We start from the raw sequence: 25,568 nt of genomic DNA, 5'->3' as shown, positions 1-25,568 counted from the left end.
TCCGCTCTCAGCGATCAGTGTTGCGAAGTTACCGCGTCATCTTGATCTGCCGCACGACGGGGATCGTGGGCAGCGAGCCGGTGTGGTCGGTCTCGTCCTTGGCCTGTGGGGCGGCCGGTGCGCGGGCGGTGGCGTCGGGGAAGCGCTGCTTCATGTCGCGCAAGAAGCCGTCGAGCGTGTCGACACTGGCAGCGAGCTTGGCGATGTCGGCGAATTCGGCGCTTGAAGCCCCTGCCGGCTTGCTGGCGATGTCGAAGGCGAGCCGGTCGGCGCTCTCGCTCATCAAGGGCGCGTATTTCTCGCGGAAGCGCGACAGCCCGATCGAGTCATCGGCGAGCGCGTAGCCGACCGCGGCGCGGATGATGTCGCTCTTCTCCACCGCATTGAGCGGCTTGAAGTCGCGGAAGCGCTCGCCGTAGTAGAGCTCGATCTGCTCGGCGGATTCGCGCCAGCGCCGCGCCGCCCAGAAGATGTCCGAGCGCAGGCGGAGCACCTCGCGGCCCGAAACGTTGGAGACGATGTCGAGCGCGAGATCGTGGCGGCCGACGTCGCTCTGCGCGCGGGCTTCCAACAGCAGGCGCTGCTGCCGCAACTCGCCGGAGAGGTCGCTGATGCGGCTCGCGCGCAGCGCCGTGATTGCCATGTCCGGCTTGCGGTTGGCCAGATAGATCATGGACAGGCGCGCGGCGACCTGCGCGCGCGCGGCGCCTTCGAGGCGGTGGTCGACCTGGTATTGCAGAAGCTCGGCGGCCTGGTCGAGCAGATCGATCGAGGCGAGGCGATCGGCAAGACGGCGGATCAGCTCGTCGCCGCGGCGGCCGATCGGCGTCAGCTCGCGGAACTCGTAGAACATCCCTAGTGCCTCGACCGGCGGCAGCTCGTCGCCCTTCGGACCCAGGAAGATCTGCGTGAACAGGTCGGAGGCGAGGTCCTGGGCCTGGCGCGAGGCTTCTGCGTTCGGCTGGAGTTTGGTCGCGGTGCGCGCCGCCGTGAGCGCGTCGCGGTAGCGCCCATTCTCCGAGTACATCTGCGACAGCATCTGGAGCGTCTTGACCTCGATCGAGTCGCCACGCCAGGTCATTGACAGCGTCTCGAGCTCGCGCAGCGCGTCTTCCTTGCTGATCTCGTCGCGCTTCTGCCGCAGCGCGATTTCGAGCTGCTTGGCTTCGGCCGCCGCCGGCCGATCGTTCGAAGCGACCGCGAATTTGTAGTCGTCGAGCGCGTCCTTGTCGTGGCCGAGCGCCTCGGCAAGCCGGCCGCGCAGTACGGCAAAGCCTGGCGCGGCCTCAGGGGACACGCCGACCACTTCGAGCTCGCCGCGGCGCTTGGAGGCGCCGGCGTAGTCCTTCACCTCGAGCGAGGCGCGCATCGCGTCCATCGTCACGATGCGCTGGATGTCGAGCGGCAACGAAGCGATGGCGAACTCGACGTTCTTGAACTTCTCGCGCGCGTCGGCCCATTTGCCCTGGCGCGCATAGGCGAGCGCCTTCCAGAGCTGGGAATCGTGGCTGTTGCCGATCACGGGATTGGCGAGATCCTTCAGGCCCTGCGCCGGCCGGCCGATCAGGATGCTCGCGATCGCATGCATGATCAGCGCGCTGCTCTCCTCCTTGTTGAGGGGATCGGTCAGCATCACGTCGGTGACCGACTTGGCCTCGTGATACATGCTGCGCGACATGTAGAATTGCGCGAGATCGAGCCGCGGCAGCGAGCGCTGCGCCGGCTCGACGGCCGAGATCGCCGTGATCAGATCGCTCTGGCGCGTCCAGAAATCTTCCGACTGGCCCTTGCGCCAGCCCTCGGGATTGAAGATCGGCCGCACTGCGGTCGGCGCCCGCTCGGCCGAGACGTCGACCGGCGAAAGCGTCAGGCCGCCCTTCTTGCCGAGAATGACCTTGTCGGATCCGACCTCGACGCCGATCTCATCGGAGTTCGGCCGGATTGCGATGCCGTGCGCAGATTCGAGCAGCGAGAGATCGACGAGGTCCTGCCGCTTGATGAAGCCGCGGACCGGCCGCCCTCCCGTGACGACGTAGAGCGTGTCGCCGGCATCGGGATCGGTGAGCTTATGCAGGAGGCCCGGGTTGGCAAAGGGGATTGCAATATTGGCGAGCGCAGGATCGGTGATGTTGCGCGACATCATCAGCGGCAGCGGCGTCGCCTGGATCTTGTCGGCGAGCGTGAGCAGCCAGTTTGTCTCCTTGCCGACCTCCTCACTGGTCAGGGAATAGACCAGCGGACGGGTGAGACGGATGCGCACCGCCTGCCCCTTCTCGAGCGGCATGCGGGCGACATCGCCGATCATCGCGCCGCCTCTGGTGCGGATCGCCTCGAGGTCGATCGGCTTTTGCGAGTCGAACACCAGCCACACTGTGTCGCCGCGGCGGAACGCCGCCGCCGGCGTTGCGACCTGAAGCGGGAACGTCACGCGCAGGCCGTCGCTGTCGCGCCGTACGTCGACGCTGGCTGCAGCGGGCGCCGGCGCGGCTTGAGCCTCAACAGGTGCAGCCCTGGGCGCCTCCTTGAGAGTTTCCTTCGGAGTTTCCTTGGCTGCTTCCTGGGGCTCTTGCTTGATCGGCTCCTTCGCAGCTTCCTTCACGACCTCTTTGGGCGCTTCGTTCACCACGGGCTTGGCGGGCGCGACAGGTGCGGCGGCTTCCATTGCGGGCTGCGCGGGCTTGGACGCTTCCGTGACATGCGGAGCTTCTGTAGAGGTTATTGCCGGTGCCGGCTTCGGTGCCTCAGCGGGTGGCGTTGCGGCGGGCGCTTCCGGCTTGCCTTCGGGCTTCACCTCGATTTTAGCTTCGCGCGCGATCGTCTCCGAGGTTGGTGGCGTGATCTCGCTATGGGCGTCCTTCGGCTTCGCGGCCGCCGGCTTTTCCGCAGCGCGCGCCGGTCCGTGACCACCGGATTCGGCCTTCGCGATCGCAGCTTCAGGCGTTGCAGCCGTCTTGCTCTTGTCGGGCTGGAAGGCGACGTCGACGACGTAGTTCTTATCGTCGCGGAAGGAGTGCACGTCGGAATCGCCGATCAACAATATCTCGACCGACGTCGTGTCGATATCGGCCTTCTGCTTGATTGAGGCAACGTTCGGCGGTGCCGCGACGACGGCATCTGCGAGGTCGAAACTGAGATTGGCGTTGAAGGCGAGCGTGAGCTTCTGCTCGTTGAGCACGGAGGAGACACCGACGCCGTCGGGCATCTCGAACACGAAGCGCACGAAGGTCGGCTGCACCGAGGCACGCACGCGGATCGGCGGCCGCTTCTTGGTTTCGGCCGCGGCGCGCTGGGCGCGCAGCGCCCGCTCGGCGACGCGCGCGCGCTCGGCGAGTTCTTTCACCACGTCCATCGGCAGGCTTGGCGGCGGCCCCTTCCAGCCCTCCGGCAGCAGGTCGACGAAGGTGCGCTCGCCGGCATTCATGGTGTTGACGGTGACGCGCCGCGCCAGCGACAGCCTTATGGCGCCGCCATCGGGATCACGCCGGGCGGAGTTGACGTAATCGGGCGCGCCTTCCGGAATGCGATCGACGGGAACGTCGACGGGCCGGTCGAAGCGGATGATGAGGATGGAGCCGGCGGTCGTCACCTCGGAGGGAATGTCCTCGCCGAGCTTGATCACGAGACGGGCAAAGCCGCCGCCGGCCGAAAAACTCGCCTCGCCGCGGACCGCATCGGCCGCGCGGGCGGCGCTGAGGCCGATCAGGAGGCAGGCCGCCAGCACAGGCACGCTGCGGACATGGCGCGACAACCCCAGCGCCAGGGCGCGGGCTCGCGACAACAATCCAGCGGCAGCCTCTCGCGCCATTGGCAGCATTTCTTCCGGTTCGGCGGTCCATGCCGGCACTGGCGCCGGCCCGTGCCGTCGACTGTAGATTTTGCCAATTAAGGACTTCTTAAGTATGAGCCCTCAATTCGGCTTTTGGGTTGGCTTGCCGTCGATCTTGGGGAGATCGCCGGCAGAAGCGGACTGATCCCCGCCGCCATTGGCACGGCGCGCCATCTCGACCGTCAGCCGCTCGGCGGCCTCGGGCGACATCAGGCCGAGGATATCGGACATCTTTCGCGGCGCGATCTGGGTGGCGATCTCGATCAGCACGCCCATCTCGAGGCGGTCGAACACCCGCGCGGCGTCCTTCGGCTTCATGCCTTCATATGTGGTGATGAGGCCCTTCATGCGCTGGGCTTCGGCGGCCTTCTGCTCGGCCTGCGTCGCGGAGATGCGGGATTCCACCGCCTTCATCTCCTCGACCTTATTCTCGATGCGCTTCTCGGCCGACTTCAGCAGGCTCTCGCGGATGTCGATCTCGCGCTGGCGAGCCTCGATCTCCTGGCGGCGCGACTGTAACCGTTCCAGGATCGCGCGCTCCGAGGCCGAGACCTGCGGCTGGGCCTCCTCCACCTTGACCATGGTGCCCTCGGGCTTGGACTCGGGAGCAGCGGGCTTCGGCGGCTCCGGCGCACCATGGGTCGAACCGGTGATGTCAGGGTCCTCCCGCCCGGTCGGGAAGTTCAGATTCTCCTGCGCCCAGGACTTCTTCACGGTGTTCGGCTGGTAGTCGAAGACATAGCCGCCATTGATCACGAGGCCCGCGACCTTCAGCGTGGCGAGACCTGCGACCGCAACCAGGACGACCGGAATGACGCGGATGTTACGAAAGGACTTCATACCCTGACTTTATGCGGCAAGACCGTTGGACCTTCGGCGTTCGGAGAATGCCTCGGCCGCAGCCGCCACCGCCTTCGCGGCTGACGGCTTGGCCGCGGGCGCGGCGGCAACTTCCGGATTCGTCACGGGACGCGCGGCGATCGCGATCTTGGAGAGGCGGCGCACCACGTTGTCGGCTTCGCCGAGCTGCTTGTAGAGCTGCTCGGACATCTGCGTGGCGGCAGCAAGCTGGCTGCCGAGATTCTCGTTGACGTCGCGCACAGCGAGCTTCAGCCCGCCGATCGCGCGCTCGGCGATCTCGGTCGCGGTGATCAGCTCGCCGATCACCGCTTTCAGCGAATGCTCGTCCGCCTTCAGCCGCGTCAGCCGCTTGTTGAGCAGGATGCAGTAGCCGATCGTGAGCATCAGCAGGATAGCCACCAGCGTTTCGATCGCCATTCCTAGAGAGTGGTTCATGGGGCCTCCATCATCTTGTTCTGCTCGTCCACCTTCTCGAACATCGCAAGTGTCGTACTTGGCTTGCGCAGGGGTTTCGTCACCCGAATCGCGACGCGGTCGCCGACCCGGCCCATCCGTCCCTCGGTCAGGGTGACGTCGCCGCAGCGGACGGTGACGTTGGCATCAGCGCGCATGTCCAGCGGCAGCGTGTCGCCGACCTTCAGCCGCATCAGCTGCTTGAGCGGAATGTCGGCCTCATAGAGCACGGCATCGACGGCGATCTCGGCCTGGTTGATCTCGGTGGCGAAATGGCCCTCCCAGATCGTGTCGCGGCCGAATTTTTCGCCCATGAACATCTGGAGCAGAACGGCCCGGATCGGCTCGATGGTCGCGTAAGGCAGCAGCAGCTCGATGTTGCCGCCGCGATCTTCCATGTCGATACGCAGGCGCACCAGGATGGCGGCATTGGCGGGACGGCTGATCGCGGCGAAACGCGGGTTGGTCTCGAGCCGGTCGATCGTGAAGGTCACCGGCGACAACGGCCGGAACGCCTGCTCGGCGTCGGCCAGCACCACCTCGACCAGCCGCTTGACCAGCTCGGTCTCGATCGTGGTGTAGGGCCGGCCCTCGATCCGGAGCTGGCTCGCGCCGCGGCGACCGCCGAGCAGCACGTCGATCATCGAATAGATCAGGCTGGAGTCGACCACCGCCATGCCGAAATTGTCCCACTCCTCGGCCTTGAACACCGTGAGCACGGCCGGCAGCGGGATCGAGTTCATGTAGTCGCCGAAGCGCACCGAGGTGATGCGGTCGAGCGAGACTTCGACGTTGTCGGAGGTGAAATTGCGCAAGCTTGTCGTCAGCAACCGCACCAGGCGGTCGAAGACGATTTCGAGCATCGGCAGACGCTCGTAGGAGACCATCGCCGAATCGATGATCGCGCGAATGCCGGAATGGTCGTCGAGCGTGACGTCGCCGACGGTGAAGCCGAGGAGATTGTCGATCTCCTCCTGCGACAGAACCCGCTCGCCGGAGTTCTTGCCGGTGCCGAGATCGCGGCTGCCGTCCTCGACCATGGCCGCCCATTGCAGGGCCATGGTCTCGGATAATTCGTTTTCGGCAGCAGCCTTTGCGGCCTCCGCGGGATCCTCGGAATCGAGCGAGGCCTCCCATTGGGCGGCAATTGCATCCTGGTCCGGTTGGTCGTTGCCTGCCATGATCCCTAGCCCACCATGCTCACTGGATCACGACTTCCTTGAACAGCACCGCGCTGACCTGAACCGGCGCGACCGCCGCGTTGACACGCTTGGTCAGCTCTTCCTTGAGGCGGAAGATGCCGGCGGAGCCGTTGAGATCGGAGGAACGAAGCTCGCGCACATAGGTCTGGAAGATATCGGTGATGCGCGGCATCGTCGGCTTGATCGCCTCGATCTGCTTCTCTTCCTTGAGTTCCAGCACGATCTTAAGCTTCAGATATTGCACGCGCTCGCCGGGCGCGCCGGCGAGGTTGACCATCATGTCGGGCACGTCGACGAAAGCCGGCGGCTTCGGCGGGGGTGCGACCTCGGCATGGTGCTCGTCGTCGCCGTGACGGAAGAAGAAGAACCAGGTCGCAGCGCCGCCGCCGAGGACGGCGAGCAGGCCGATGGCCATGATGATGAGCTTGAGCTTGTTCTTCGGCGGAGCGGCTTCCGCGCCGTCGGCGCCTGCGCCGCCTTCCGCTTCATTCTCTGCCATGGTCGATCGGGCTCGCTCATCTCAAAAAGGGTCGAAAGAGCGAAGCCTCCTGGCAGACAGTGACGCGATACAAATGCCCCGGCGCTAAGCGCTCCTCTTACCTGCAAACGCTACGGTAATAATGGTTAACGGAACCTTTCGTTTGGGCTTCCACTAGGAAAAATCTGCCGGGCAAACATGGCTAACAGAACCTTTCTGCCTCCCGCCCGCACTCCCGGGAAAATAGCCAAGCCGTTGCAATCATGTAATTTTCCGCGTTGGCACGGCTTTCGCTGAGAGAGCACCGAGACCCGATGGTTTGGGAGAACCGGATGGTCTCGTTCACGGGGTCGGCCAAGGCGCTTGGGAGAGCGAGGTGGCGGATCTCACTCAGGGGAGATCTCCGATGCAGAACGCGCTTCTGATCGGCCTGTCACGGCAAATGACGTTGGAGCGGCAGATGGATGTCATCGCCAACAACGTCGCCAACGTTAACACCAACGGCTTCAAGGCCGACCATTCGCTGTTCGAGGAGTTTCTCAACTCGAACGCGCATGAGGACAATTTCGTCAGCTCCGACCGCCGGGTGTCCTATGTGCAGGACCGCGGCACCTACCGCGATATCGGCCAGGGACCGATGGAGCCGACCAACAACCCGCTCGACATGGCGATCAACGGCAACGCCTATTTCGCGGTGCAGGCCAATGGCGGCGAACGCTACACCCGCGACGGCAAGTTCTCGCTCAACAACACCGGCCAGCTCGTCACCTCGGACGGCAACCTCGTGCTCGGCACCGGCGGCCCGATCACCTTCCAGCCGACCGATCACGACATCAACGTCGCGCCCGACGGCACCGTCACGGTGCTCGAAGGCACGGCAAAGACCGACTCGATCCGCGGCAAGGTCCGCATGGTGTCGTTCGACGATCCGGCCAAGCTGACCAAGCTCGGCGCCAATCTCTACAGCGCCGGCTCGGCCAACCAGCAGGCCGACACCAAGTCCACCGTGCAACAGGGCTACATCGAGAAGTCGAACGTGAATTCGGTCGGCGAGATGAGCCACATGGTCGAGGTCATGCGCAGCTACACCGCCGTCGCCAACCTGCTCCAGCAGCAAAGCGACCTCCACAAATCGGCGATCGAAAAACTCGCCGACGTTCCGGCCTGATTGAGGAAAAACTGACATGCAGGCGCTTCACACCGCAGCGACCGGAATGGCGGCACAGGAACTCAACGTTCAGGTGATCTCCAACAACATCGCCAACCTCCGCACCACCGGCTTCAAGAAGCAGACCGCAGCGTTCCAGGACCTGATCTACGAGCACGTCCGCCGCGTCGGCGCCCAGTCGTCCGACCAGGGCACCATCCTGCCCGTCGGCGTCGACATCGGCGGCGGCGTCAAGACCGTCGGCACGCCGCGCAGCATGACGCAAGGCACGCTGTCGCAGACCGGCAACGATCTCGACACGGCGGTCTCGGGCGAAGGCTTCTTCAAGATCCTGATGCCCGATGGCACCTACCAGTACACCCGCGACGGCACCTTCCAGATGGACAATCAGGGCCGCATCGTTACTGCGCAGGGCAACCCGGTGCAGCCCACGATCACGATCCCGAACAACGCCTCGGGCCTCACCGTCAACGTGCAAGGCCAGGTCTCGGTGACGCTGCCGGGCTCGTCGACCTCGACCATCCTCGGCCAGATCGGCCTGACCCGCTTCATCAACAAGGCGGGCCTCCAGCCCGTCGGCAGCAACCAGTTCACCGAGACGCCCTCCTCGGGCCCGCCGCAGGACGGCACGGCAACCGCAGAAGGCTACGGCAGCATCACTCAGGGCAGCCTCGAGCAGGCCAACGTCGACGTCGTCTCCGAGATGAGCGACCTGATCGCCGCGCAGCGCGCCTACGAGATGAACGCCAAGGTGATCAGCGCCGCAGACCAGATGATGCAATCGACCACGGCGTTGTTCCGCTGAGGTAATGACGATGATCCGTACCACGCTCGCCACCATCTCCGCCCTGCTCGTGCTGGCGCTGCCGGCGCAGGCCGCCGACGACGGCATCGCCGCGCCGACGCTGCGCGCCAGCATCACCGTCACCTCCGACGTGGTGCGGGTCGGCGATCTCATCGACAATGCCGGCTCGGCCGCGCTGATCCCGGTCTACCGCTCGCCCGATCTCGGCACCACCGGCGCGCTGCCGGTCGCCCAGGTCCTGAGCGTGCTGCGTGCCAAGCAGGTGATCGGCGTGATGACCGGCGACATCAAGGAGGTGTCGGTCACCCGCCTCGCCCGCACGCTCGCCAACAAGGATCTCGAAAACGCGATCGCCTCCGCGCTCGAGCGTCGCTTCGGCCTCGGCGAGGCCGCCAACATCACCGTCACCTTCGACCGCGGCGTCTCCGACATGCGCCTCGACGCCGGCAACACCGGCACGCTCCAGCCGGTCGCGACCCGCTACGACGCGCGCAGCGGCCGTTTCGACATCGCCTTCGAGGTCAGCAACGACAACAATCCGACGCCGACCAAGCTGCGCTTCACCGGCACCGCGATCGAGACCGTCGAGGTCGCCGTCCTGACCCGCGACATCGAACGCAGCGAGATGCTGAAATCTTCCGACGTCGCGCAGGAGCGCCGGCCGAAGGCGGAAGTCACGGGCGAAGCCGCCACGCGCGAGCGCACTGTCGGCATGCAGCTGCGCCGGCCGATGCGCGCGGGCACGCCGATCCGCGTCGCCGACATCGCAAAGCCCGAATTCGTGCAGCGCGACCAGAATGTCACCATCATCTACCAGGTGCCGGGCCTCTACCTCACCACGCGCGGCAAGGCGATCGAAAGCGGCGCCGAGGGCGATATCGTCAACGTGCTCAACGTGCAGACCAAGCGCACCCTGACCGGCGTCGTCACCGCCCGCGGCCAGATCACGGTGCAGGGTGTGAGTCAGGCCCCACCGATGGCGCCCGCGGTCGAGCCGGCGGACCAGACCTCGTCACTCCAGCGCGACGTGCCGACACCGGCAGCTCCAGCACCGGTGTCGCCGACCAAAGTCTCGCAAGCCCAGATCCCGCCAGCCCAATTCGTGCAAGCTCAAGCAAAGTCAGAGTAAGTCATGTCCGCTTTCAGTTCGGCTTCCCGTCGTCGTCGCGTTGCGCTTTCCGGCCTGCTGCTCGCAACCTCAGCACTGGCGAGCGGCTGCTCATCGATCGACCGTCTGTCGCAGATCGGCGAACAACCGAAGATGTCGGCGATCGACAATCCGACGACGCAGCCCGGCTACAAGCCGGTGCAGATGCCGATGCCGAAACCGGAAGTCGCCTCCTACAATCCGAACTCGCTGTGGCGCAACGGCAGCCGCGCCTTCTTCAAGGACCAGCGCGCGACCCATGTCGGCGACCTCCTGACCGTGACCGTGAACATCACCGACAAGGCCAACATCGCCAACGAGACCCAGCGCAGCCGCACCAACTCTGAAGACTCAGGCATCACCGATTTCATCGGCGCCAAGACGCTCGGCGCCCAGGCGCAGAAGGTGCTGCCCGGCCGCATCCTCACCGCCGACTCCACCGCCTCCAGCGACGGCAAGGGTTCGGTCAATCGCCAGGAAGCGTTGCAAACCAACGTTGCCGCGGTCGTCACCCAGGTGCTGCCGAACGGCAACCTCGTGGTCGAAGGTAAGCAGGAGATCCGCGTCAACTTCGAGATCCGCGAGCTCGTGGTCGCCGGCATCGTCCGCCCCGAAGACATCCAGAGCGACAACACCATCGATTCCAGCAAGATCGCGCAGGCCCGCATCGCCTATGGCGGCCGCGGCCAGATCATGGACGTGCAGCAACCGCGCTACGGCCAGCAGGTCATGGACGTGCTGCTGCCCTTCTAGCCTTCTTTAAGAGCTCCCACATCGTGTTCGCGAACCTAGGCGCGAACGACGATGTACTACGCGGCCTCCGGTAGCTCCCCTGCCGGAGGCCGCATATTTTGCGGTGTCGCGATTGCGAGCCGCGAGTTTGCAAGCAGCCGCGGCGCTGAGGCGCCGCAATTCACTCCGTCGTTGCGAGCGCGAGCGAGCAATCCAGAATGCCACCGGCGATACAGTCTGGTGTTTTCGAATGTATGCTGTGCCCGGAATCCGCGGCGCGCTGAATGTCTTGAACGCCGTTACAAAAGATTACGCCTCACCGTTTCATCAATGGAAAAAACAATGAATCGAATGCTGATCAAGCTTGCCGTTAGCACCACTCTGCTCTCCGGCATTGCGGTGCCTGTGCAAGCAGCGCCTGAGCTATCGCTGGCCCGCATCGATTGCGGCACGCCGCAGGCGCCGACAGCCGTCAACGAGCGTTTCGCGGATATTTACGCCCACGGCGATCTCAAGCTTCAGTTCGTCTACAGCTGCTACCTCATCAAGCATGGTGACGATTACATGCTGTGGGACACAGGCCATGCCATGACGGCACCCAATGTCGCACCCAAGGTGAGCCTGGTCGACAACCTCGCCAAGATCGACGTCAAGCCCGACCAGATCAAATATGTCGGTATCAGCCATTATCACGCCGATCACACCGGCCAGATCGCTTCATTCCCGAAAGCAACATTGCTGATTGGCGCCAGGGAATGGGATGCGATCTCCAGCCCCAAGCCGCCAGAGGGCGCCAACTTCAAGCCGTTCGAGAGCTGGATCAAGGGCGAGAGCAAGGTCGAGCCGCAAGCCATCGACAAGGACGTGTTCGGCGACGGCACGGTGATCATGCTGCGCACGCCGGGGCATACCGCAGGCCATTCCAGTCTGCTGGTCAAGCTCTCGCAGATGGGCCCCGTCATCATCACCGGCGACGCGGCCCACTTCCGCGAGAACTTCGAGTCGGACGGCGTGCCCTCATTCAACTACGATCGGGCCCAGACCGTGGCTTCAATCGAGCGTCTCAAGAAGATCGCGACAAATCTCAAAGCCACGGTCATCATCCAGCACGATGCGCGCGACGTCGAGAAGCTGCCGGTATTTCCCGCGTTCGCCAAATAAATGCGAACTCAAGCTTGCGCGTCATTGCGAGCCACCGGGTCCGCGCGGAGCGCGGCCCGATGACAGGCTCCGCGAAGCAATCCGGACTGCCGCCGAGAAAAGACTCTGGATTGCTTCGTCGCGTCAGCGCAAAATTGCTTCGCAATTTTGTCGCGGGCTGCTCGCAATGACCATGGAGAGAGGTCAGCTAAACTCGGCCTCCACCACGCCCAGCCCCTCCAGCTCCATCCGCACTGTGTCGCCGGCCTTCAGCCACAGCGTCTTCACCAGGCTTCCCGTCAGCACGAGCTGCCCCGCATGCAGGCCTTTGCCCTCGGCGGCGAGATGGTTGGCGAGCCAGGCGAGCGCGTTGTGGGGATGGCCGAGCACGTCGGCGCCGGTGCCGTGGCTCACTTCCTCACCGTTGACCAGAGCGCGGCCTTTGACCGCCTTCAGGTCCGGCACCGACGAGCGCGGAACCGACGGCCCCAGCACACAGCCGGCCGCGAAGAAATCGTCGGCAATGAGTGTCGGCGCGCCCATCGTCTCCCACTTCACGTAGCGGTCGTCGACGATCTCGATTGCGGGATGATAGGCCTCGACGGCCTCGCCGACCCATTCGGCCGTGAATGGCGCCTCGCCGGCGGCAAGATCGCGCTTCAGCCGGACCGCGATCTCGCATTCGACGCCGACGCGGACATAGTCGGACGCGGCGAGCTTGACGCCACTTTCGTGCACGCCCTTCTGGAACACGCCGCCGCCGCAGGGATGCGGGATGCCGATATAATCCTGCATCACCTGGCTGGTGCAGCCGATCTTGTAGCCGACGAGCGGGCCGACATGCGGCAGCAGCAGATCATGCAGCGCGCGCTGGACCTGATAGCCCTCGGCCTCGTCGGCCGGGGGAACCTCGAGCGCCGCGAGCGGCGCATGGTTGCGGCGCGCCAGCGCGATCGCCTTTGCGGCTTGGAGAATTTTATCCATCGGCGCCGCCTCCCACGCTACGCGATCACGCGCGGCAGTGGAGCATCCCCGCCCGGGCCTGACAAGCGCGGGTAGCGGGTGGCTTACGCCTTGACCAGGCCGAGCCGGATCAGGCTCTCGGCCGTCGAGAGGATCGCCTCTTCGTTGGAACGAGCCGTCCAGCCGAGCAGCGACTTCGCCTTGGCACTGGTGGAGTCGCGCACCTTGCCGAGCATCGGCGCCACGGCGCGCAGCATCGGAATCCGGGTCGCGGCCAGGCGCACCACCCAATCCGGCGCTTGCAAGCGCGGAACCCGGCGGGCCCTGGGGCCTAGCTCCCGCCGCAGCACTTTGGCGATGTCCAGGAGCGACAGCGTTCCGCCAGACGCTGCGATGAAGCGCTCGCCCCTGGCCTCCGGCGCGGTCATTGCCCTCAGGTGCAGGTCGGCCACGTCGCGCACGTCGACCGGGCCGAAATAGATCCGCGGCACCGCCGGCGCGGCACCGTTGAGCAGCAGTTTGACGATCTCGATCGAGCCGGAAAAATCCGGCCCCAGCACAGGACCGAAAATGGCGGCGGGGTTGACGACGGAGAGCTCCAGCCCGCCGCCCTCGCGCGTGACGAAATCCCAGGCCGCCCGCTCGGCCAGCGTCTTGGATTTGATGTAAGGCTGCGCCGCCATGCCGTCGAGATTGGTCCAGTCCGTCTCGTCGAACGGTTTTGCCCGCGGCGGGTGGCCATAGGCGATCGCCCCCACCGACGAGGTAATGACGACGCGCTTGACGCCGGCATCACGCGCGGCGCGCAGCACCCGCAGCGTGCCGTCGCGGGCCGGGATGATCATCTCGTTCTCGTCCGTGGGGACGCTGGTCGACAATGGCGAGGCGACGTGCAGCACGTAGTCACATCCCTCAACCGCCTCGCGCCAGCCCTCATCCCGGGTGAGGTCGGCGGTGAAGAAGGACAGGCTTTCCGGCGCAACTGCCCCGCCCTCGCGCAGCATCGCCAGCACATCGTCCTGTCGGTCCGGCCGGCGCACCGTCGTCTGCACCGCGTGGCCGGCGGCCAGGAGCTGCAGGACGACATGGATGCCGACGAAGCCAGAGCCGCCGGTGACCAGAACAGTGCTCATTGCCCAAATACCCTCGTTGTCCGGGCCGGCAGATTGTTCCGCCAAGGCCCTGCTCAGGGCGGCGTCTGGTCACTATCTCTCGGGGGAACAAGTAGACTGAATTTCGAGACCAGTATGGAAAACCTGACCACCGCCCCTTGCGGCAACGATTGCGACTGCACCCCCGACGCTGCTCAGCTCGCCGATTTCAGTCGCGCCATCCATGCACTCGGCGGCAAATGGAAGCTCGAGATCCTGTCGTCGCTGATGCACGGCGCAATGCGCTTCGGCGCATTACGCCGGTCGGTCGCAGGCATCACCCAGCACATGCTGACCACGCAGCTCCGCGAGCTCGAGCTGGACGGTTTGGTGTTGCGGACCGCCTTCCCCGGGAAGCCGCTCCGGGTCGAGTATGAGTTGACGGATGCGGCCTACGGGCTGGAGCCGACCTTTAAGGAAATGTTGAGCTGGTCGAGGCTTTATGGAGGCGCGCGCCTTGCGGCCTCGCAGGTGACGCAAGAGGCGTGATTGCAGCGCTACTTGATGCGGCTCGATCAACGACTCAACATCCGAGTCGATCTCGTTGATGCGACTCGCAAAACCTCCCGCACCTGAAGTGAAGGCTGTTTCTCATCTGAACTCACGTGAGCTTGGAGGATTAGACTCTAGCCCATTGATCGTGATTCACTTTTCGGATTGCGGTCACGAGCTGACGCGCGCCGCAGCAAGGCGCAGGCAACATGCTGATCGCGGCGCGAAGCGGCGCCTTGTTTCCAAAAACAAAGAGCCGCACGCGGCGGCTCGGACTCTATTCGTCGCGATAGACCTTCTCGCGTTTCTCGTGGCGCTCCTGCGCTTCCACCGAGAGCGTCGCGATGGGCCGGGCCTCGAGCCGCTTCAACGAGATCGGCTCGCCGGTATCCTCGCAATAGCCGTAGGTGTTGTCCTCGATCCGCTGGAGCGCGGCGTCGATCTTGGCGATCAACTTGCGCTGGCGGTCGCGGGCGCGGAGTTCGATGGCGCGGTCGGTTTCGGACGAAGCCCGATCGGCGAGATCGGGGTGGTTCACATTCTCCTCCTGCAAGGCTTGCAGGGTGAGCTTGGACTCTTTGAGGATCTCATCCTTCCAGGCGAGGAGCTTCAAACGGAAGTACTCCTTCTGCCGGTCGTTCATGAAAGGCTCTTTTTCGGTCGGTCGGTAGTTTTTCAACTTTTCCAAGGGCGGCCTATCTTCTGAAGCAACGACTCGTGAACGGAACGAAGTCCGTTGAGCCGGGGCTTATATAGCGCCCTCCCGTGACAGACAATATTTCCTTAATCGGTCGGTTACCGCCCCCAAGCCCTTGCACACGAAGGTTTATCCGGAAGACCTCGGGGGCGGCCTAGAACTCGGTCAGAACTCAGTAGCCGACCGTGAAACGCTGCCTCGAATGGGCCGGCCGCTCGACCTCATCGGCCAGGGCTATGGCGTAGTCGGCAAAGCTGATCCAGCTCTTGCCGCTCGCATCTGCGAGAAGCTGGTCGGTCCCGAGCCGGAACTTGCCCGTCTGCTCCCCCTCGACGAACAGCGCCGATGGCGAGATGAAGGTCCAGTTCAGGTCCTTTTCCTGCCGCAGCAGGTCGAGAAAGGCGGAGCCCGCCTCCGCCTCGGCCTTGTATTGGGCCGGAAAACCGGGGGTTGTAACCAGTTTTACCCCGGGAGCGACCTCCAGGCTGCCGGCCCCGCCGACGACGAGATAACATCCGACCCGGGATGCCTTGGCAGCTCCAATCAGCTTGTGCGCGTCGCTGGCCAGGAAGTGCACGGAACTCACAGCGACGTCATGCCCGGCCCACAGCTTGGTCAGGCCGGCCTGATCGAGCACGTCCCCCTTGGTCGGCATGACGTTCGGCAGCGCGGCGATCTTCTCGGGGTTCCGTGCGATGGCGGTGACGCTATGCCCGCGGCGGGACAGTTCCTTGGTGATCTCCGACCCGGCCCGGCCCGAGGCGCCGGCAACTGCGATTTTCATGGAGGCTCCTTTTCTTTGGTAACTAATAGAAACTAGATATCAAAAAGAATGCTAGTGTTAAGAGAGCACTTTGTGCTTACCTGATTACGCAGGAGTAACCGGCAAGAGCTACCGACAGGAGCAGCCGGCAACCGGAACGGAGCACGAGGATCGGAGATGAAACCCAACGTCTATGCAGCAGACTGTCCGACCCGCCGGATTCTCGACCGCGTCGGCGACAAATGGGCGGTGCTGATCCTGTTGCTGCTGCGCGAGGAGCCGATGCGCTTCAATCAGTTGCGCCGCACGATTGAAGGCATTTCGCAAAAGATGCTGAGCCAGGTTCTCAAGTCGCTCGAACGCGACGGCCTGATCAAGCGCCGCGCCATCGCGACCGTGCCGGTGACGGTGGAATATTCGATCACGCAGCTCGGCGTAACACTCGCCGGTGCCGTCGATCCTCTGCGCGATTGGGCCGAGCAAAATCTGAAAGACGTGCTGGCCGCCCAGCGTCGCTATGATTCACAGCAAAAGGAAGAAGCGGCGTAAGGCCGTTCCGCGAGCGCTTCAGATTGCCGGATAACGACTACGCCTGCCCGGCCTTCGCGAGCTCGACCTCGACGCGCAGCTCGATCTCGGAGAGCACGGCATCGAGGCCGGGATCGCCGGAGGACGATTTCAGGTTCGCCGCAGCATCGCGCAGCCGCATTACGGTCGACGCGTCGAGATTGCCGGACAAAAGTCCCATCTTGAGATCGTCGAGCACGTCGAGCGCGGTCTTGCCGCGGGTGACCGAGCGTTTGCGGCGCTCGACCGGATCTTCCTCGATACCTTGCATCGCGAGCAGCGCATCGATGTTCGCGGACGCCTTGGGCGCGGCAGCTGCCCGTGTCTCCTGTGCCGACGACGTATCCGGCAACGCGAAGGTGCCGGAGCTCGTCCGCCTGGCCTGGTTGGCCGGCGTTCCCAGCGTGGTGCCGTTCGGTCCGTAGATGCGCATCGAAGCAATCCGGGTGATCGATGCGGGAGCTTCACCGTTTTATGGTTAACGACGCGTAAACAGCCCGGCAAAATCTGCCGACAGGCGGCAGTTTCGCTCCTCAAGGCGAACACGGTCTGGCATCGACCGAAAGAGATTTATTCAACCTATTCAATCACCTGCCCCCGCTGCCCCGCGTTGGCACAGCCCTCGCAAGGACAGCGTCGGACCAGCTCGTCATGGGAGTGTCGGGACGGTCCGAGATTTGAGGAGCCTCGGGGAGCAGAGGATGCCAGGCGTTCGTTGGGTCAGGATTCTTGGAGTGGCTTGCGCCGCGCTGTCAGCGCTGGTGCTCTCCGTCGCGTCCGCAAACGCGACCTCGCGCATCAAGGATCTCGCCAATATCGAAGGCGTGCGGCAGAACCAGCTCATCGGCTATGGCCTCGTCGTCGGCCTCAACGGCACCGGCGACACCCTCAACAACATCCCCTTCACCAAGCAGTCGCTGCAAGCCATGCTCGAGCGCATGGGCGTCAACATCCGCGGCGCCACCATCCGCACCGGCAACGTCGCCGCCGTGATGGTGACCGGCAACCTGCCGGCCTTCGCGACACAAGGCACGCGCATGGACGTCACCGTCTCCGCGCTCGGCGACGCCAAGGACCTGCGAGGCGGCACCCTGCTCGTCACCCCCCTCCTCGGCGCCGACGGCAACGTCTATGCGGTCGGCCAGGGCTCGCTCGCGATCTCCGGCTTCCAGGCCGAAGGCGAAGCGGCGAAAATCGTGCGCGGCGTTCCCACCGTCGGGCGCATCGCTAACGGCGCAATCATTGAGCGCGAGATCGAGTTCGCGCTCAATCGCCTGCCGAACGTGCGCCTCGCACTGCGCAACGCCGACTTCACCACCGCCAAGCGCATTGCGGCCGCGATCAACGACTATCTCGGCGTCAAGAGCGCCGAACCGATCGATCCCTCGACGGTGCAGCTTTCGATCCCGCCGGAGTTCAAGGGCAACGTGGTCGCCTTCCTCACCGAGATCGAGCAGCTCCAGGTCGATCCTGATCTGGCCGCCAAGATCGTCATCGACGAACGCTCCGGCATCATCGTGATGGGCCGCGACGTCCGCGTCGCAACCGTCGCAGTCGCGCAAGGCAATCTCACGGTCACGATCTCCGAGAGCCCGCAGGTAAGCCAGCCCAATCCGCTGTCGCGGGGACGGACGGTGGTCACCCCGAGGACCGGCGTCAGCGTCACGGAGGACGGCAAGAAGTTCGCCGTCGTCAAGGACGGCGTCTCGCTCCAGCAGCTCGTCGATGGCCTCAACGGCCTCGGCATCGGCCCCCGCGACCTCATCAGCATCCTCCAGGCGATCAAGGCCGCCGGCGCGATCGAAGCCGACATCGAGGTGATGTGATGCATATCGGCACAACCACCACCGCCTCCGTCGCAAACCCGGCCTTCACGGTGGAAAGCCGCAACGGCCGGCCCGATTTCGAGCTCGCCGCAGCGCTGCAAAAGGTCTCGCCGCAGCAGCAGGCCAAGTCGCAGAAGACCGCCACCGATTTCGAGGGCATGTTTCTCAACAGCATGTTCGCGCAGATGACCTCGGGCCTGAAGGGCGAAGGCCCGTTCGGCGACACGCCGGGCACCGGCGTGTGGCGTTCGATGCTGACCGAGCAATATTCCAAGAACTTCGCCAGCGCCGGCGGGGTCGGTGTCGCCCGCGACGTCTACCGCACCCTGATCATGCAGCAGGCAAAAACCACTCTTCGTACGGCATAAGGTCAAACGAGATGAACCGCTTCAGCCCGTCACGTCAGCCGATGCCAGCGCAGCGCCCGAGCAACACGCCCGAAAGCGCCGCGGCGCGCAAGCTCGCCGAGGACCTGATGGACGCGATGAGCGCCTTGCTCGGCCTGATCGAGCGCGAGACCGAGCTCGTGCGCGCTGGCAAGGTCCGCGAAGCGATGACGCTCGAGAGCCAGAAGCAGGAGCTGTCACGGCGCTACGTCGGGGCCGTCAGCCAGTTGAAGGCGAACCAGGCCCAGCTCGCGAAATCCGCGCCCGAACTGCTCTCGACGCTGCATCGGCACCACGACGCCTTCCGCGCGATGCTTCAGGTCAACCTCACCGTGCTCGCGACCGCGCATGCGGTCTCCGAGAGCGTCGTGCGCGGCGTCAATGCCGAGATCCAGAAGCGCAACGTGCCGAACACCTATACGGCGGCGGGGCGCCGCGCCACGCCAGGCCCGCGCCACATCACTCCGCTCGCGGTCAGCCGCTCGCTCTGAGCGCAGACGAAAACAGCTTACAATTTTACGAAAAACCGCGCGGCGATCTCGTCGCGCGGTTAGGCACGTTTCCTTACCGGGTCTTCAAACCTGGTGTTCCATGGTTGCGTATTGAGAGGGGTTGGGATTTGACTCACACGAGGCAACCAGGAGGCTGCCATGAGTACAGATTTCAGCATCAGGCCGGTGGGGATACCGGCACCAGCGCAGATCGTGACGACGTCGAATACGGCGGCGAACGATGCCGTGCAAACCGATTTGCCAGCGAGCCAGACGGTGGCCGCAGGCGATGCGGCCGCACCCGCGCGCAATGATCTGCCGAGCAACGAAAACGTTTCGCGCCAGGTCGTGTTCGACCAGGCGGCGGCATCCTTCGTCTTCCAGGTCCTCAACGAGAAGACCGACGCGGTGGTGAATCAGTTTCCGGACGAGGCGATGCTGCGCCGCCGGGCCTATTTCCATGCGCAGGATCTGAAGTCCGAGCCCTCGCGTCCGCTCAATACGGACCTCAGCGCCTGACGATCACGTGTCGAGCGTGGCCTGGGCCGTGTCGAGATAGGTCGAGCCGGTCGCGGGATCGGTGACGACGTTCTTGATCTGGGCCTGACCGGTGTCGGTCAGCGTGAACTTCGTATTGCCGAAACGGAACGAAGAATCCTTGATCAGGACCTGCTGGTACTGTGACGTCCCGTCGCTCTGATAGTGGACCTGCGCGCGAAACCCGTCGACCTGCGAAACGTTGAGCGAGAATTTCTTGCCGTCGGGATAAGTACCGGTCCAATTGCCCTGGTACAGAGACGAATCGACTGCGACGTATTTGGACGAGCCTGTCGTGGTCGAAAGAACGTTGGACTTATACGCGGTCGACAAGATGCTCATGATGTCGGCCATAACAAGCCTCCGTCACGGCCGGCCGGACAGGCCGGCGGCGATATTGCGGTTGATCTCGATCAGCGGACGGAAGTGATCGAACTGCGGGCTCATCTGGAGCGCCGCGGTCTGGCTCAGCACGAACACGCTGATATTCGCGATCTTCTGCCGGACGTCGAGCGGCTGCGGATTGTTGTCGCGCATCGCCTCGCTGAGGAAGATCGTCCAGAGCTTGCGGTTGAACATCAGGGCATGCGTGGTCTGCTCGCTGAACGGGTCGGCGTTGTTGACCGCGTCCTGGAGCTTGTTCGCTGCCTTCAGCAAAGTTTGCGCCTCGATGTCGCGAGGAGATGCGGTGGTCGTTGCAACACGCGCGTAGGCCGAGGCAGCAGAATTCGACATCAATCACACCTTGGAAGCTTCCTAGCCCGTTGAACAGGCTTAAGGATTTCTTTCCCAACCCTAGGCAGTACCGCTTAAGATTTGCTTACGTGTGCGCTTGGAAGCACTCCGGAGTATTACGGGTCGTGGAGTCCTTCGTCAGCCCAACGCTAAATGCCCGCATGCATGCTGTAAACGTGCTTCGCATGACGCGCGTCAATCTGAGCTAATCTTGTCTTAGCGATCTCCCTCAAAAGAACGGCGGGGCATTAGCCCCGCCGCGATATCTCGAGTGGCGATCTTGCGCTGCGATATTAGCGGAGCAGCTGGAGTACGCTCTGCTGCGACTGGTTGGCGAGCGACAGCGCGGAGACCGCGATGGACTGGCGGGTCGACAGCGCCTGGCTGTTGGCCGCCTCTTCGTTCGTATCGGCGAGCGTCAGGTTGGACGAGCCGGTTTGCAGCACGTTGATCAGGTTCTTGGAGAAGTCCTGACGGACCTGCACGATCGAGAGGTTCGAACCGAGCGCGGAACCTTCCGATCGCAACGTGCTCGAGGCCGCGTTCAGGCTGGTCAGCACCTTGTTGGTGGCACCGTTGTCGATGAAGTCCGTGCCGGGCACGAGATTGCTGAGGCCGAGACCCGCCGAGTTGAAGACCACACCGTTGATGCCGAGCGTGGAGCTGCCGGTCTCGTTGAAGACCAACTTGAGCGTATCGCCGTTCAGAAGGTTCACACCGTTGAAGGACGAGTCCTGCGACGTGGTGTCGATCTGCGCCAGGATGTTGTTGAACTGGCTGACCAGGCCGGAGCGCGCCGTCTGTGCGACGGGATCCTGGATTGGCGGCTGCGCGGTGGTAAAGGCGAGCACGCCAGTGAGGGTGCCGCCGACCGCGCCGCCGGCGGTGCTTGAGCCGAGGGTCGAGGATGCGTATTCGTTGACGGTGGTCACCGTCAGCACGCCGTTGGCGTCGATCGTCGCTGTCAGGTGATTCGCCTGAAGCTGGACGTTGAGCTGGTCGAGCGTCTTGACCGTGCCGTTGGTGCCGTCGCCGAAGGTGACGTTGACCGGCGTGCCACCGTTAAAGGACGAGAAAGTCAGGGTCTTGCCGCTGACACCACCAACGCCGGAGGTGCGCGCCGCGCTGAAGGCGGTCGCCGTTCCGGTGTTGCCGCTGAGGCCGAAGGCGTTGAGCGCGTTGCCGGTGCCGGTGATCGAGAGGTCGGCATTGATGCCGGTCGAGAGCGCCAGCTGGCCGCTGGAGTTGACCGACGACGGGATCTGGCCCGCGGTGGTCGAGAGAGTTGCGGCGCCGTTGAAGAGGCTGGCGGTCTTCACCCCGGTCGCAAGGTCAATCGAGTTGAGCAGGTCGGTCAGATTGGCGCTCTGGAGATAAACGGTCGAGTTGCCGTTGCCGTCGGTGACGACGTTGCCGTTGACGCCATAGCCGGTCGCCACGCTTGCCGCCGACTGCGGCGTCTGCGCGTTCTTGAAGGTGATGGTGTGACCGTCGACGTTCAGCGTCGAACCGTCCTGGACCAGGGAGCCCAGCGAGCCCGAGGTCGTGGACCGGTTCGCGGTCACACTGGCATTGCCCGCGCCGGTCGCGGCGGTCAGGCCGAGGGCGTGGAGGAAGTCGGCATTACCCGTCACGCTCAGATCGGCGCCGGTCGAGCTCTTCAGCGTGACCACGCCCGTAGTAATGGAGGACGGTGTTTGGACCGTACCGACAGTCGCGCCGCTTGTCGCAATTGTTGCGGCACCTGCGCTGATCGTCGCGGTCTTGACGCCGCTCGCCAAGTCGATCGCGCTGAGGACGTCGTTGACGGTCGCCTTGGGCGCCGCCGCCGTTCCCTCATAGACGATCGAATTGCCGTTGCCGTCGGTGGCAATGCTTCCGCTGGCGTTGAGGCCCCAGCCGGTCGGCTGCGTCGTCGGAGCGGGGCCGGTGCGGAAGGTGATGGTCTTGCCGTTCACCGTGATGGTGTCGCCGTCCGCCGGCGGCGTGCTGAACGTGCTGGATGTCGTGGTGCCGAGCAGCGTGTTGGTGCCGCCGAGCGCGGTGGTACCGTCAGCGGCGGTCGCCGCAACACCCGTCGTCGTGCCGGCGTTTGAACCCAGCGAGGCGCCGAGCGCCGCGGCCGCCGTCACCGGTGTGACGCCGCCGGCCGCACCGGTGTAGAGCACGTTGCTGTTGGCGGTCGCGCTTGCATAAGATGTCGTGCCGCGCAGGTCCGCCGGTGTCGCACCCGGGATTGTGGTCGAGACGTTGGACTTGGTGGAGTAGCCGACCGTGGTCTGGAGCGCCTGGTTGGCGATCGATTTCGCGCTGTCGATCAGCTTCTGGAGCGAGGTGATGCCGGTATTGGCCGCCTGGAGCACCTGCACACCGTTATTGATGCCGTCCAGGAGGTTGCTGATGTCGCTCGCCCGGTTGTCCAGCCCCTGCGCTGTGAAGAAGTTGGTGGGATTATCGAGCGCGGTGTTGACCTTTTTGCCGGTCGAAAGCCGCTCCTGCGTCGTGGCCAGCAAGTCGGCCGTCGACTGCAGCGACAACAGGTTCTGGCGAACAGACGCCGAGAGAACGATGTTGGACATTGGCAGGTCTTCCTCTTGAAGCGCAGAACCAGGTACGAATCGGGCTCGCCGGTCTGGAAGGCGGCCTTTTGTCCAGTTTTAGGGGCTGTCCTTTAAAGTATGGTTAACGCCGCTTTAAGCGATACGGTTAACGAAAGGTTAACGCCCTGCCCGGCCACGGATCGGCGGATCCGGAACGCCTGTAGGCAACGAAAAACGGCGGGGCCGAAGCCCCGCCGCTGTATCTGTCTTGCGATGTCTGCCGCGATTTAGCGGAGCAGCTGGAGCACGCTCTGCTGCGACGTGTTGGCCAGCGACAGCGCGGAGACCGCGATCGACTGACGGGTCGACAGTGCCTGGCTGTTCGCCGCTTCGACGTTGGTGTCCGCCAGGGTCAGGTTCGACGAACCGGTCTGCAGCACGTTGATCAGGTTCTTGTTGAAGTCCTGACGAACCTGCACCACCGAGAGGTTCGAACCGAGCGCCGAGGCTTCCGAGCGCAGCGTGCTCGACGCGGCGTTCAGATTGGTCAGCACCTTGTTGGACGCCGCGTTGTCGATGAAGTCGACGCCGACGGTCAGTGCAGCGAGGCCCAGACCCTTGGAGTTGTAGGTCACGCCGGTGATGTTGAGGTTGGACTTGCCGGTCTCGTCGAACACCAGCTTGAGCTGGTCGCCGTTCAACAGGTTGACGCCGTTGAACGAGGAGTCCTGCGAGGTCGTGTCGATCTGGTTCAGGATGTTGTTGTACTGAGAGACCAGATTGGCGCGGGCCGTCTGCGCAACCGCATCCTGGATGGGATTGGAAGCCGTCGAGAACGTCAGCGCGGCAGTGAGCGTGCCGCCGATTCCACCGCCCGCAGTGGTCGAGCCGATGGTCGAGGACGCGTAGTCGTTGGAAGCGGTAATGGTGAGCTGACCGTTGGCGTCGATCGTGGCGGCCAGGTTGTTGGCCTGAAGCGCCGTGTTGAGCTGGTCGAGCGTCTTGACCGTGCCGTTGGTGCCATCGCCGAAGGTGACGTTGACCGCCGTGCCGCCATTGAAGGAAGCGAAGGTCAAGGTCTTGCCGGCGATGCCGCCGATGCCGGAAGTACGAGCCGCGGTGAAGGCGGTCGCCGAGCCGGTGTTACCGGCCAGCCCGAACACATTCAATGCATTGCCGCTGCCGGTGATCGACAAATCGGCATTGACGCCGGTCGAGAGCTTGAGCTGACCGGAGGTATTGATCGTCGAGTTCGACTGGCCAGTGGCGGTCGCAAGCGTTGCAGTGCCGTTGGCGTTGATTGTCGCGGTCTGCACGCCGGTGGCAAGGTCGATCGCCTTCAGCACGTCGTTGACCGTGCCGGCCTGGAGATAGACCGTCGAGTTGCCGTTGCCGTCGGTGACGACCGCACCGCTCGCACCAAAACCGCTGCCGACGGCCGGAGCACCGGTCGAGCCAGGGGTCGGCGCGTTCTTGAAGATGATGACGTGGCCGTCGACGTTCAGCGTCGAACCGTCCGCAATCGTCGCACCGAGCGAGCTCGCGCTCGTGGTCCGGTTGACGTTCACGGAAGCATTGCCCGCGCCCGAAGACGTCGTCAGGCCGAGAGCATTGAGCAGGTCAGCCTTGCCGGTGACGCTCAGATCCGCACCCGTAGAGCTTTCCAGCGTGACCTTGCTGGCGCCGACGCTCGAAATGGTCTGGTTGACGCTGTTGGTGATCGTCGCAGCACCTGCGGTGATCGAAGCCGTCCTCACGCCGCTGGCCAGATCGATCGCACTCAAGAGATCGTTGACGGTCGCAGCCGGCGTACCCGAGGTGCCGAGATAGACGGTGGTGTTGCCGCTGCCGTCGGTGACGAGGTTGCCGCTGACGCCCGAGCCGGACGCAACCGCGGTCGAGGTCGGAGCCGTGCCCGCGCGGAAGGTGATGGTCTTGCCGTTGACGGTGAGCGTGTCGCCGTCGGCCGGCTGGGCGTTGCCGACCAAGCCGGTCGCGCTGGTGCCGCTGGCGGCGATCAGGGTGATGGTGCCAGTCAGGGCGGTGGTGCCGCCGGCGCCGGTCGTTGCCGTCGAACCCGTCAGGGCGCCGATGGTGGCGCCGAGGGTCGTGGTGCCGCTCGCCGCCGTGGTGCCACCCGCCGCGCCGTCATACAGCACGTTGCTGTTTGCAGTTGCGCTGGCAAAGGAGGTGGTGCCACGCAGGTCGGCCGCCGTCGCACCCGCGATCGTGGTGGAGACGTTGGACTTGGTGGAGTAGCCGACGGTTGTCTGGAGCGCCTGGTTGGCGATCGACTTCGCGGAATCGATCAGCTTCTGCAGCGAGGTCAGGCCGGTGTTGGCGGCCTGGAGCACCTGCACGCCGTTGGCGATGCCATCGAGCAGATTGTTGATGTCGCTGGCGCGGTTGTCGAGCGACTGTGCCGTGAAGAAGTTGGTGGGATTGTCCAGGGCCGAGTTGACGCTCTTGCCGGTCGACAGACGGTTCTGTGTGGTGGCGAGCAGATCAGCAGTGGACTGGAGGGAGAGCAGGTTCTGGCGAACCGACGCAGAGAGAACAATACCGGACATGACTTTGACCCTTCTGGCTTACGCGTCTTCGTTCGATC

At 64.3% G+C, this 25,568-nt stretch carries 25 protein-coding genes; 11 read left to right on the top strand and 14 right to left on the bottom strand.

The features are described 5' to 3' along the window. Nucleotides 1-28 precede the first annotated feature (28 nt). The 5 genes from UB31_RS29185 to fliL all read right to left on the bottom strand — a co-directional run bounded on the left by UB31_RS29185 (nt 29) and on the right by fliL (nt 6,841). Nucleotides 29-3,805, bottom strand: a complete 3,777-nt coding sequence (locus tag UB31_RS29185) for a tetratricopeptide repeat protein (protein WP_045013392.1) — start codon at nt 3,803-3,805, stop codon at nt 29-31. Nucleotides 3,806-3,907: 102 nt separating this feature from the next. Continuing rightward, on the bottom strand, nt 3,908-4,666 hold the full coding sequence (locus tag UB31_RS29180) for a MotE family protein (protein ID WP_045008661.1): 759 nt from the start codon (nt 4,664-4,666) through the stop codon (nt 3,908-3,910). 9 nt (nt 4,667-4,675) lie between these two features. Beyond that, nucleotides 4,676-5,122: a DUF6468 domain-containing protein gene (locus tag UB31_RS29175; protein WP_045008662.1), complete on the bottom strand. Its 447-nt coding sequence runs from the start codon at nt 5,120-5,122 to the stop codon at nt 4,676-4,678. Continuing rightward, on the bottom strand, nt 5,119-6,321 hold the full coding sequence (fliM, locus tag UB31_RS29170) for a flagellar motor switch protein FliM (protein ID WP_045008663.1): 1,203 nt from the start codon (nt 6,319-6,321) through the stop codon (nt 5,119-5,121). Before fliM ends, UB31_RS29175 begins: the two co-directional genes overlap by 4 nt. 19 nt (nt 6,322-6,340) lie before the next feature. Next, complete coding sequence (gene fliL / locus UB31_RS29165) at nt 6,341-6,841, bottom strand: flagellar basal body-associated protein FliL (RefSeq protein WP_045013391.1); 501 nt, start codon at nt 6,839-6,841, stop codon at nt 6,341-6,343. A gap of 385 nt (nt 6,842-7,226) precedes the next feature. Between fliL and flgF the strand changes: the two genes are divergently transcribed. From flgF to UB31_RS29140, 5 genes are all read left to right on the top strand, one after another. After that, nucleotides 7,227-7,988, top strand: a complete 762-nt coding sequence (flgF, locus tag UB31_RS29160; protein ID WP_045013390.1) for a flagellar basal-body rod protein FlgF — start codon at nt 7,227-7,229, stop codon at nt 7,986-7,988. Between the two features lie 16 nt (nt 7,989-8,004). After that, the gene (gene flgG, locus UB31_RS29155; protein ID WP_045008666.1) at nt 8,005-8,793 is read left to right on the top strand and encodes a flagellar basal-body rod protein FlgG; all 789 of its coding nucleotides are present in this window, start codon (nt 8,005-8,007) and stop codon (nt 8,791-8,793) included. A 10-nt stretch (nt 8,794-8,803) separates the two neighbouring features. Further along, nucleotides 8,804-9,922 carry a flagellar basal body P-ring formation chaperone FlgA gene (flgA, locus tag UB31_RS29150; RefSeq protein WP_045008868.1) on the top strand — a complete coding sequence of 373 codons (1,119 nt, stop codon included), beginning with the start codon at nt 8,804-8,806 and terminating at the stop codon, nt 9,920-9,922. A 3-nt stretch (nt 9,923-9,925) separates the two neighbouring features. Further along, the gene (gene flgH, locus UB31_RS29145) at nt 9,926-10,693 is read left to right on the top strand and encodes a flagellar basal body L-ring protein FlgH (protein ID WP_045008667.1); all 768 of its coding nucleotides are present in this window, start codon (nt 9,926-9,928) and stop codon (nt 10,691-10,693) included. Between the two features lie 321 nt (nt 10,694-11,014). Beyond that, nucleotides 11,015-11,833, top strand: coding sequence for an N-acyl homoserine lactonase family protein (locus tag UB31_RS29140; protein ID WP_045013389.1), 819 nt, complete (start codon nt 11,015-11,017; stop codon nt 11,831-11,833). 183 nt (nt 11,834-12,016) lie between these two features. On the opposite strand, the gene UB31_RS29135 is transcribed toward UB31_RS29140, so the two are convergent. Continuing rightward, nucleotides 12,017-12,796 (bottom strand): 2-keto-4-pentenoate hydratase, encoded by a 780-nt coding sequence (locus UB31_RS29135; RefSeq protein ID WP_045013388.1) that lies wholly within the window; start codon nt 12,794-12,796, stop codon nt 12,017-12,019. A gap of 83 nt (nt 12,797-12,879) precedes the next feature. Continuing rightward, nucleotides 12,880-13,908, bottom strand: coding sequence for an SDR family oxidoreductase (locus UB31_RS29130; protein ID WP_045013387.1), 1,029 nt, complete (start codon nt 13,906-13,908; stop codon nt 12,880-12,882). 114 nt (nt 13,909-14,022) lie between these two features. Between UB31_RS29130 and UB31_RS29125 the strand changes: the two genes are divergently transcribed. Then, complete coding sequence (locus UB31_RS29125) at nt 14,023-14,415, top strand: winged helix-turn-helix transcriptional regulator (protein WP_045013386.1); 393 nt, start codon at nt 14,023-14,025, stop codon at nt 14,413-14,415. Between the two features lie 280 nt (nt 14,416-14,695). On the opposite strand, the gene dksA is transcribed toward UB31_RS29125, so the two are convergent. Next, on the bottom strand, nt 14,696-15,061 hold the full coding sequence (gene dksA, locus UB31_RS29120) for an RNA polymerase-binding protein DksA (protein ID WP_008554760.1): 366 nt from the start codon (nt 15,059-15,061) through the stop codon (nt 14,696-14,698). A 226-nt stretch (nt 15,062-15,287) separates the two neighbouring features. Next, complete coding sequence (locus tag UB31_RS29115; protein WP_045013385.1) at nt 15,288-15,899, bottom strand: NAD(P)-dependent oxidoreductase; 612 nt, start codon at nt 15,897-15,899, stop codon at nt 15,288-15,290. 156 nt (nt 15,900-16,055) lie between these two features. Here UB31_RS29115 and UB31_RS29110 point away from each other — a divergent pair, with 156 nt between their 5' ends. Then, nucleotides 16,056-16,427 (top strand): winged helix-turn-helix transcriptional regulator, encoded by a 372-nt coding sequence (locus UB31_RS29110; RefSeq protein WP_045008673.1) that lies wholly within the window; start codon nt 16,056-16,058, stop codon nt 16,425-16,427. 37 nt (nt 16,428-16,464) lie between these two features. Here UB31_RS29110 and UB31_RS29105 read toward each other — a convergent pair whose 3' ends face one another. Continuing rightward, on the bottom strand, nt 16,465-16,878 hold the full coding sequence (locus UB31_RS29105; RefSeq protein ID WP_045013384.1) for a flagellar assembly protein FliX: 414 nt from the start codon (nt 16,876-16,878) through the stop codon (nt 16,465-16,467). 268 nt (nt 16,879-17,146) lie between these two features. On the opposite strand from UB31_RS29105, the gene UB31_RS29100 reads away from it, so the two are divergent. The 4 genes from UB31_RS29100 to UB31_RS29085 all read left to right on the top strand — a co-directional run bounded on the left by UB31_RS29100 (nt 17,147) and on the right by UB31_RS29085 (nt 19,667). Next, a complete protein-coding gene (locus tag UB31_RS29100) occupies nt 17,147-18,271 on the top strand; it encodes a flagellar basal body P-ring protein FlgI (protein ID WP_045013383.1) in 1,125 nt (374 codons plus the stop codon). After that, complete coding sequence (gene flgJ, locus UB31_RS29095; protein ID WP_045008676.1) at nt 18,271-18,639, top strand: flagellar assembly peptidoglycan hydrolase FlgJ; 369 nt, start codon at nt 18,271-18,273, stop codon at nt 18,637-18,639. Before UB31_RS29100 ends, flgJ begins: the two co-directional genes overlap by 1 nt. Nucleotides 18,640-18,650: 11 nt before the next feature. After that, a complete protein-coding gene (locus tag UB31_RS29090; protein WP_045008677.1) occupies nt 18,651-19,148 on the top strand; it encodes a hypothetical protein in 498 nt (165 codons plus the stop codon). A gap of 159 nt (nt 19,149-19,307) precedes the next feature. Then, nucleotides 19,308-19,667 carry a hypothetical protein gene (locus UB31_RS29085; RefSeq protein ID WP_045013382.1) on the top strand — a complete coding sequence of 120 codons (360 nt, stop codon included), beginning with the start codon at nt 19,308-19,310 and terminating at the stop codon, nt 19,665-19,667. 3 nt (nt 19,668-19,670) lie between these two features. On the opposite strand, the gene UB31_RS29080 is transcribed toward UB31_RS29085, so the two are convergent. The 4 genes from UB31_RS29080 to UB31_RS29065 all read right to left on the bottom strand — a co-directional run bounded on the left by UB31_RS29080 (nt 19,671) and on the right by UB31_RS29065 (nt 25,530). Further along, nucleotides 19,671-20,039, bottom strand: a complete 369-nt coding sequence (locus UB31_RS29080; protein WP_045008679.1) for a hypothetical protein — start codon at nt 20,037-20,039, stop codon at nt 19,671-19,673. 12 nt (nt 20,040-20,051) lie between these two features. Next, complete coding sequence (flaF, locus tag UB31_RS29075) at nt 20,052-20,420, bottom strand: flagellar biosynthesis regulator FlaF (RefSeq protein ID WP_045008680.1); 369 nt, start codon at nt 20,418-20,420, stop codon at nt 20,052-20,054. Between the two features lie 293 nt (nt 20,421-20,713). Further along, nucleotides 20,714-22,999: a DUF1522 domain-containing protein gene (locus tag UB31_RS29070; protein WP_045013381.1), complete on the bottom strand. Its 2,286-nt coding sequence runs from the start codon at nt 22,997-22,999 to the stop codon at nt 20,714-20,716. Between the two features lie 248 nt (nt 23,000-23,247). Further along, nucleotides 23,248-25,530, bottom strand: coding sequence for a DUF1522 domain-containing protein (locus UB31_RS29065; RefSeq protein WP_045013380.1), 2,283 nt, complete (start codon nt 25,528-25,530; stop codon nt 23,248-23,250). Between the last annotated feature and the right edge of the window lie 38 nt (nt 25,531-25,568).

The organism is Bradyrhizobium sp. LTSP849 (assembly GCF_000938255.1).
Taxonomy (GTDB): domain Bacteria; phylum Pseudomonadota; class Alphaproteobacteria; order Rhizobiales; family Xanthobacteraceae; genus Bradyrhizobium.
This window is presented reverse-complemented; position numbering and strand designations above follow the sequence as displayed.

Coding starts and splice junctions, on each gene's coding strand:
- UB31_RS29140 (WP_045013389.1), top strand. CDS start 11,015: ATGAATCGAATGCTGATCAAGCTTGCCGTTAGCACCACTCTGCTCTCC.
- flgA (WP_045008868.1), top strand. CDS start 8,804: ATGATCCGTACCACGCTCGCCACCATCTCCGCCCTGCTCGTGCTGGCG.
- UB31_RS29185 (WP_045013392.1), bottom strand. CDS start 3,805: ATGGCGCGAGAGGCTGCCGCTGGATTGTTGTCGCGAGCCCGCGCCCTG.
- UB31_RS29065 (WP_045013380.1), bottom strand. CDS start 25,530: ATGTCCGGTATTGTTCTCTCTGCGTCGGTTCGCCAGAACCTGCTCTCC.
- flgG (WP_045008666.1), top strand. CDS start 8,005: ATGCAGGCGCTTCACACCGCAGCGACCGGAATGGCGGCACAGGAACTC.
- flgH (WP_045008667.1), top strand. CDS start 9,926: ATGTCCGCTTTCAGTTCGGCTTCCCGTCGTCGTCGCGTTGCGCTTTCC.
- UB31_RS29100 (WP_045013383.1), top strand. CDS start 17,147: ATGCCAGGCGTTCGTTGGGTCAGGATTCTTGGAGTGGCTTGCGCCGCG.
- flgJ (WP_045008676.1), top strand. CDS start 18,271: ATGCATATCGGCACAACCACCACCGCCTCCGTCGCAAACCCGGCCTTC.
- UB31_RS29070 (WP_045013381.1), bottom strand. CDS start 22,999: ATGTCCAACATCGTTCTCTCGGCGTCTGTTCGCCAGAACCTGTTGTCG.
- UB31_RS29130 (WP_045013387.1), bottom strand. CDS start 13,908: ATGAGCACTGTTCTGGTCACCGGCGGCTCTGGCTTCGTCGGCATCCAT.
- UB31_RS29180 (WP_045008661.1), bottom strand. CDS start 4,666: ATGAAGTCCTTTCGTAACATCCGCGTCATTCCGGTCGTCCTGGTTGCG.
- UB31_RS29125 (WP_045013386.1), top strand. CDS start 14,023: ATGGAAAACCTGACCACCGCCCCTTGCGGCAACGATTGCGACTGCACC.
- fliL (WP_045013391.1), bottom strand. CDS start 6,841: ATGGCAGAGAATGAAGCGGAAGGCGGCGCAGGCGCCGACGGCGCGGAA.
- UB31_RS29105 (WP_045013384.1), bottom strand. CDS start 16,878: ATGCGCATCTACGGACCGAACGGCACCACGCTGGGAACGCCGGCCAAC.
- UB31_RS29175 (WP_045008662.1), bottom strand. CDS start 5,122: ATGAACCACTCTCTAGGAATGGCGATCGAAACGCTGGTGGCTATCCTG.
- UB31_RS29110 (WP_045008673.1), top strand. CDS start 16,056: ATGAAACCCAACGTCTATGCAGCAGACTGTCCGACCCGCCGGATTCTC.
- UB31_RS29115 (WP_045013385.1), bottom strand. CDS start 15,899: ATGAAAATCGCAGTTGCCGGCGCCTCGGGCCGGGCCGGGTCGGAGATC.
- UB31_RS29135 (WP_045013388.1), bottom strand. CDS start 12,796: ATGGATAAAATTCTCCAAGCCGCAAAGGCGATCGCGCTGGCGCGCCGC.
- dksA (WP_008554760.1), bottom strand. CDS start 15,061: ATGAACGACCGGCAGAAGGAGTACTTCCGTTTGAAGCTCCTCGCCTGG.
- flgF (WP_045013390.1), top strand. CDS start 7,227: ATGCAGAACGCGCTTCTGATCGGCCTGTCACGGCAAATGACGTTGGAG.
- UB31_RS29090 (WP_045008677.1), top strand. CDS start 18,651: ATGAACCGCTTCAGCCCGTCACGTCAGCCGATGCCAGCGCAGCGCCCG.
- fliM (WP_045008663.1), bottom strand. CDS start 6,321: ATGGCAGGCAACGACCAACCGGACCAGGATGCAATTGCCGCCCAATGG.
- UB31_RS29080 (WP_045008679.1), bottom strand. CDS start 20,039: ATGGCCGACATCATGAGCATCTTGTCGACCGCGTATAAGTCCAACGTT.
- UB31_RS29085 (WP_045013382.1), top strand. CDS start 19,308: ATGAGTACAGATTTCAGCATCAGGCCGGTGGGGATACCGGCACCAGCG.
- flaF (WP_045008680.1), bottom strand. CDS start 20,420: ATGTCGAATTCTGCTGCCTCGGCCTACGCGCGTGTTGCAACGACCACC.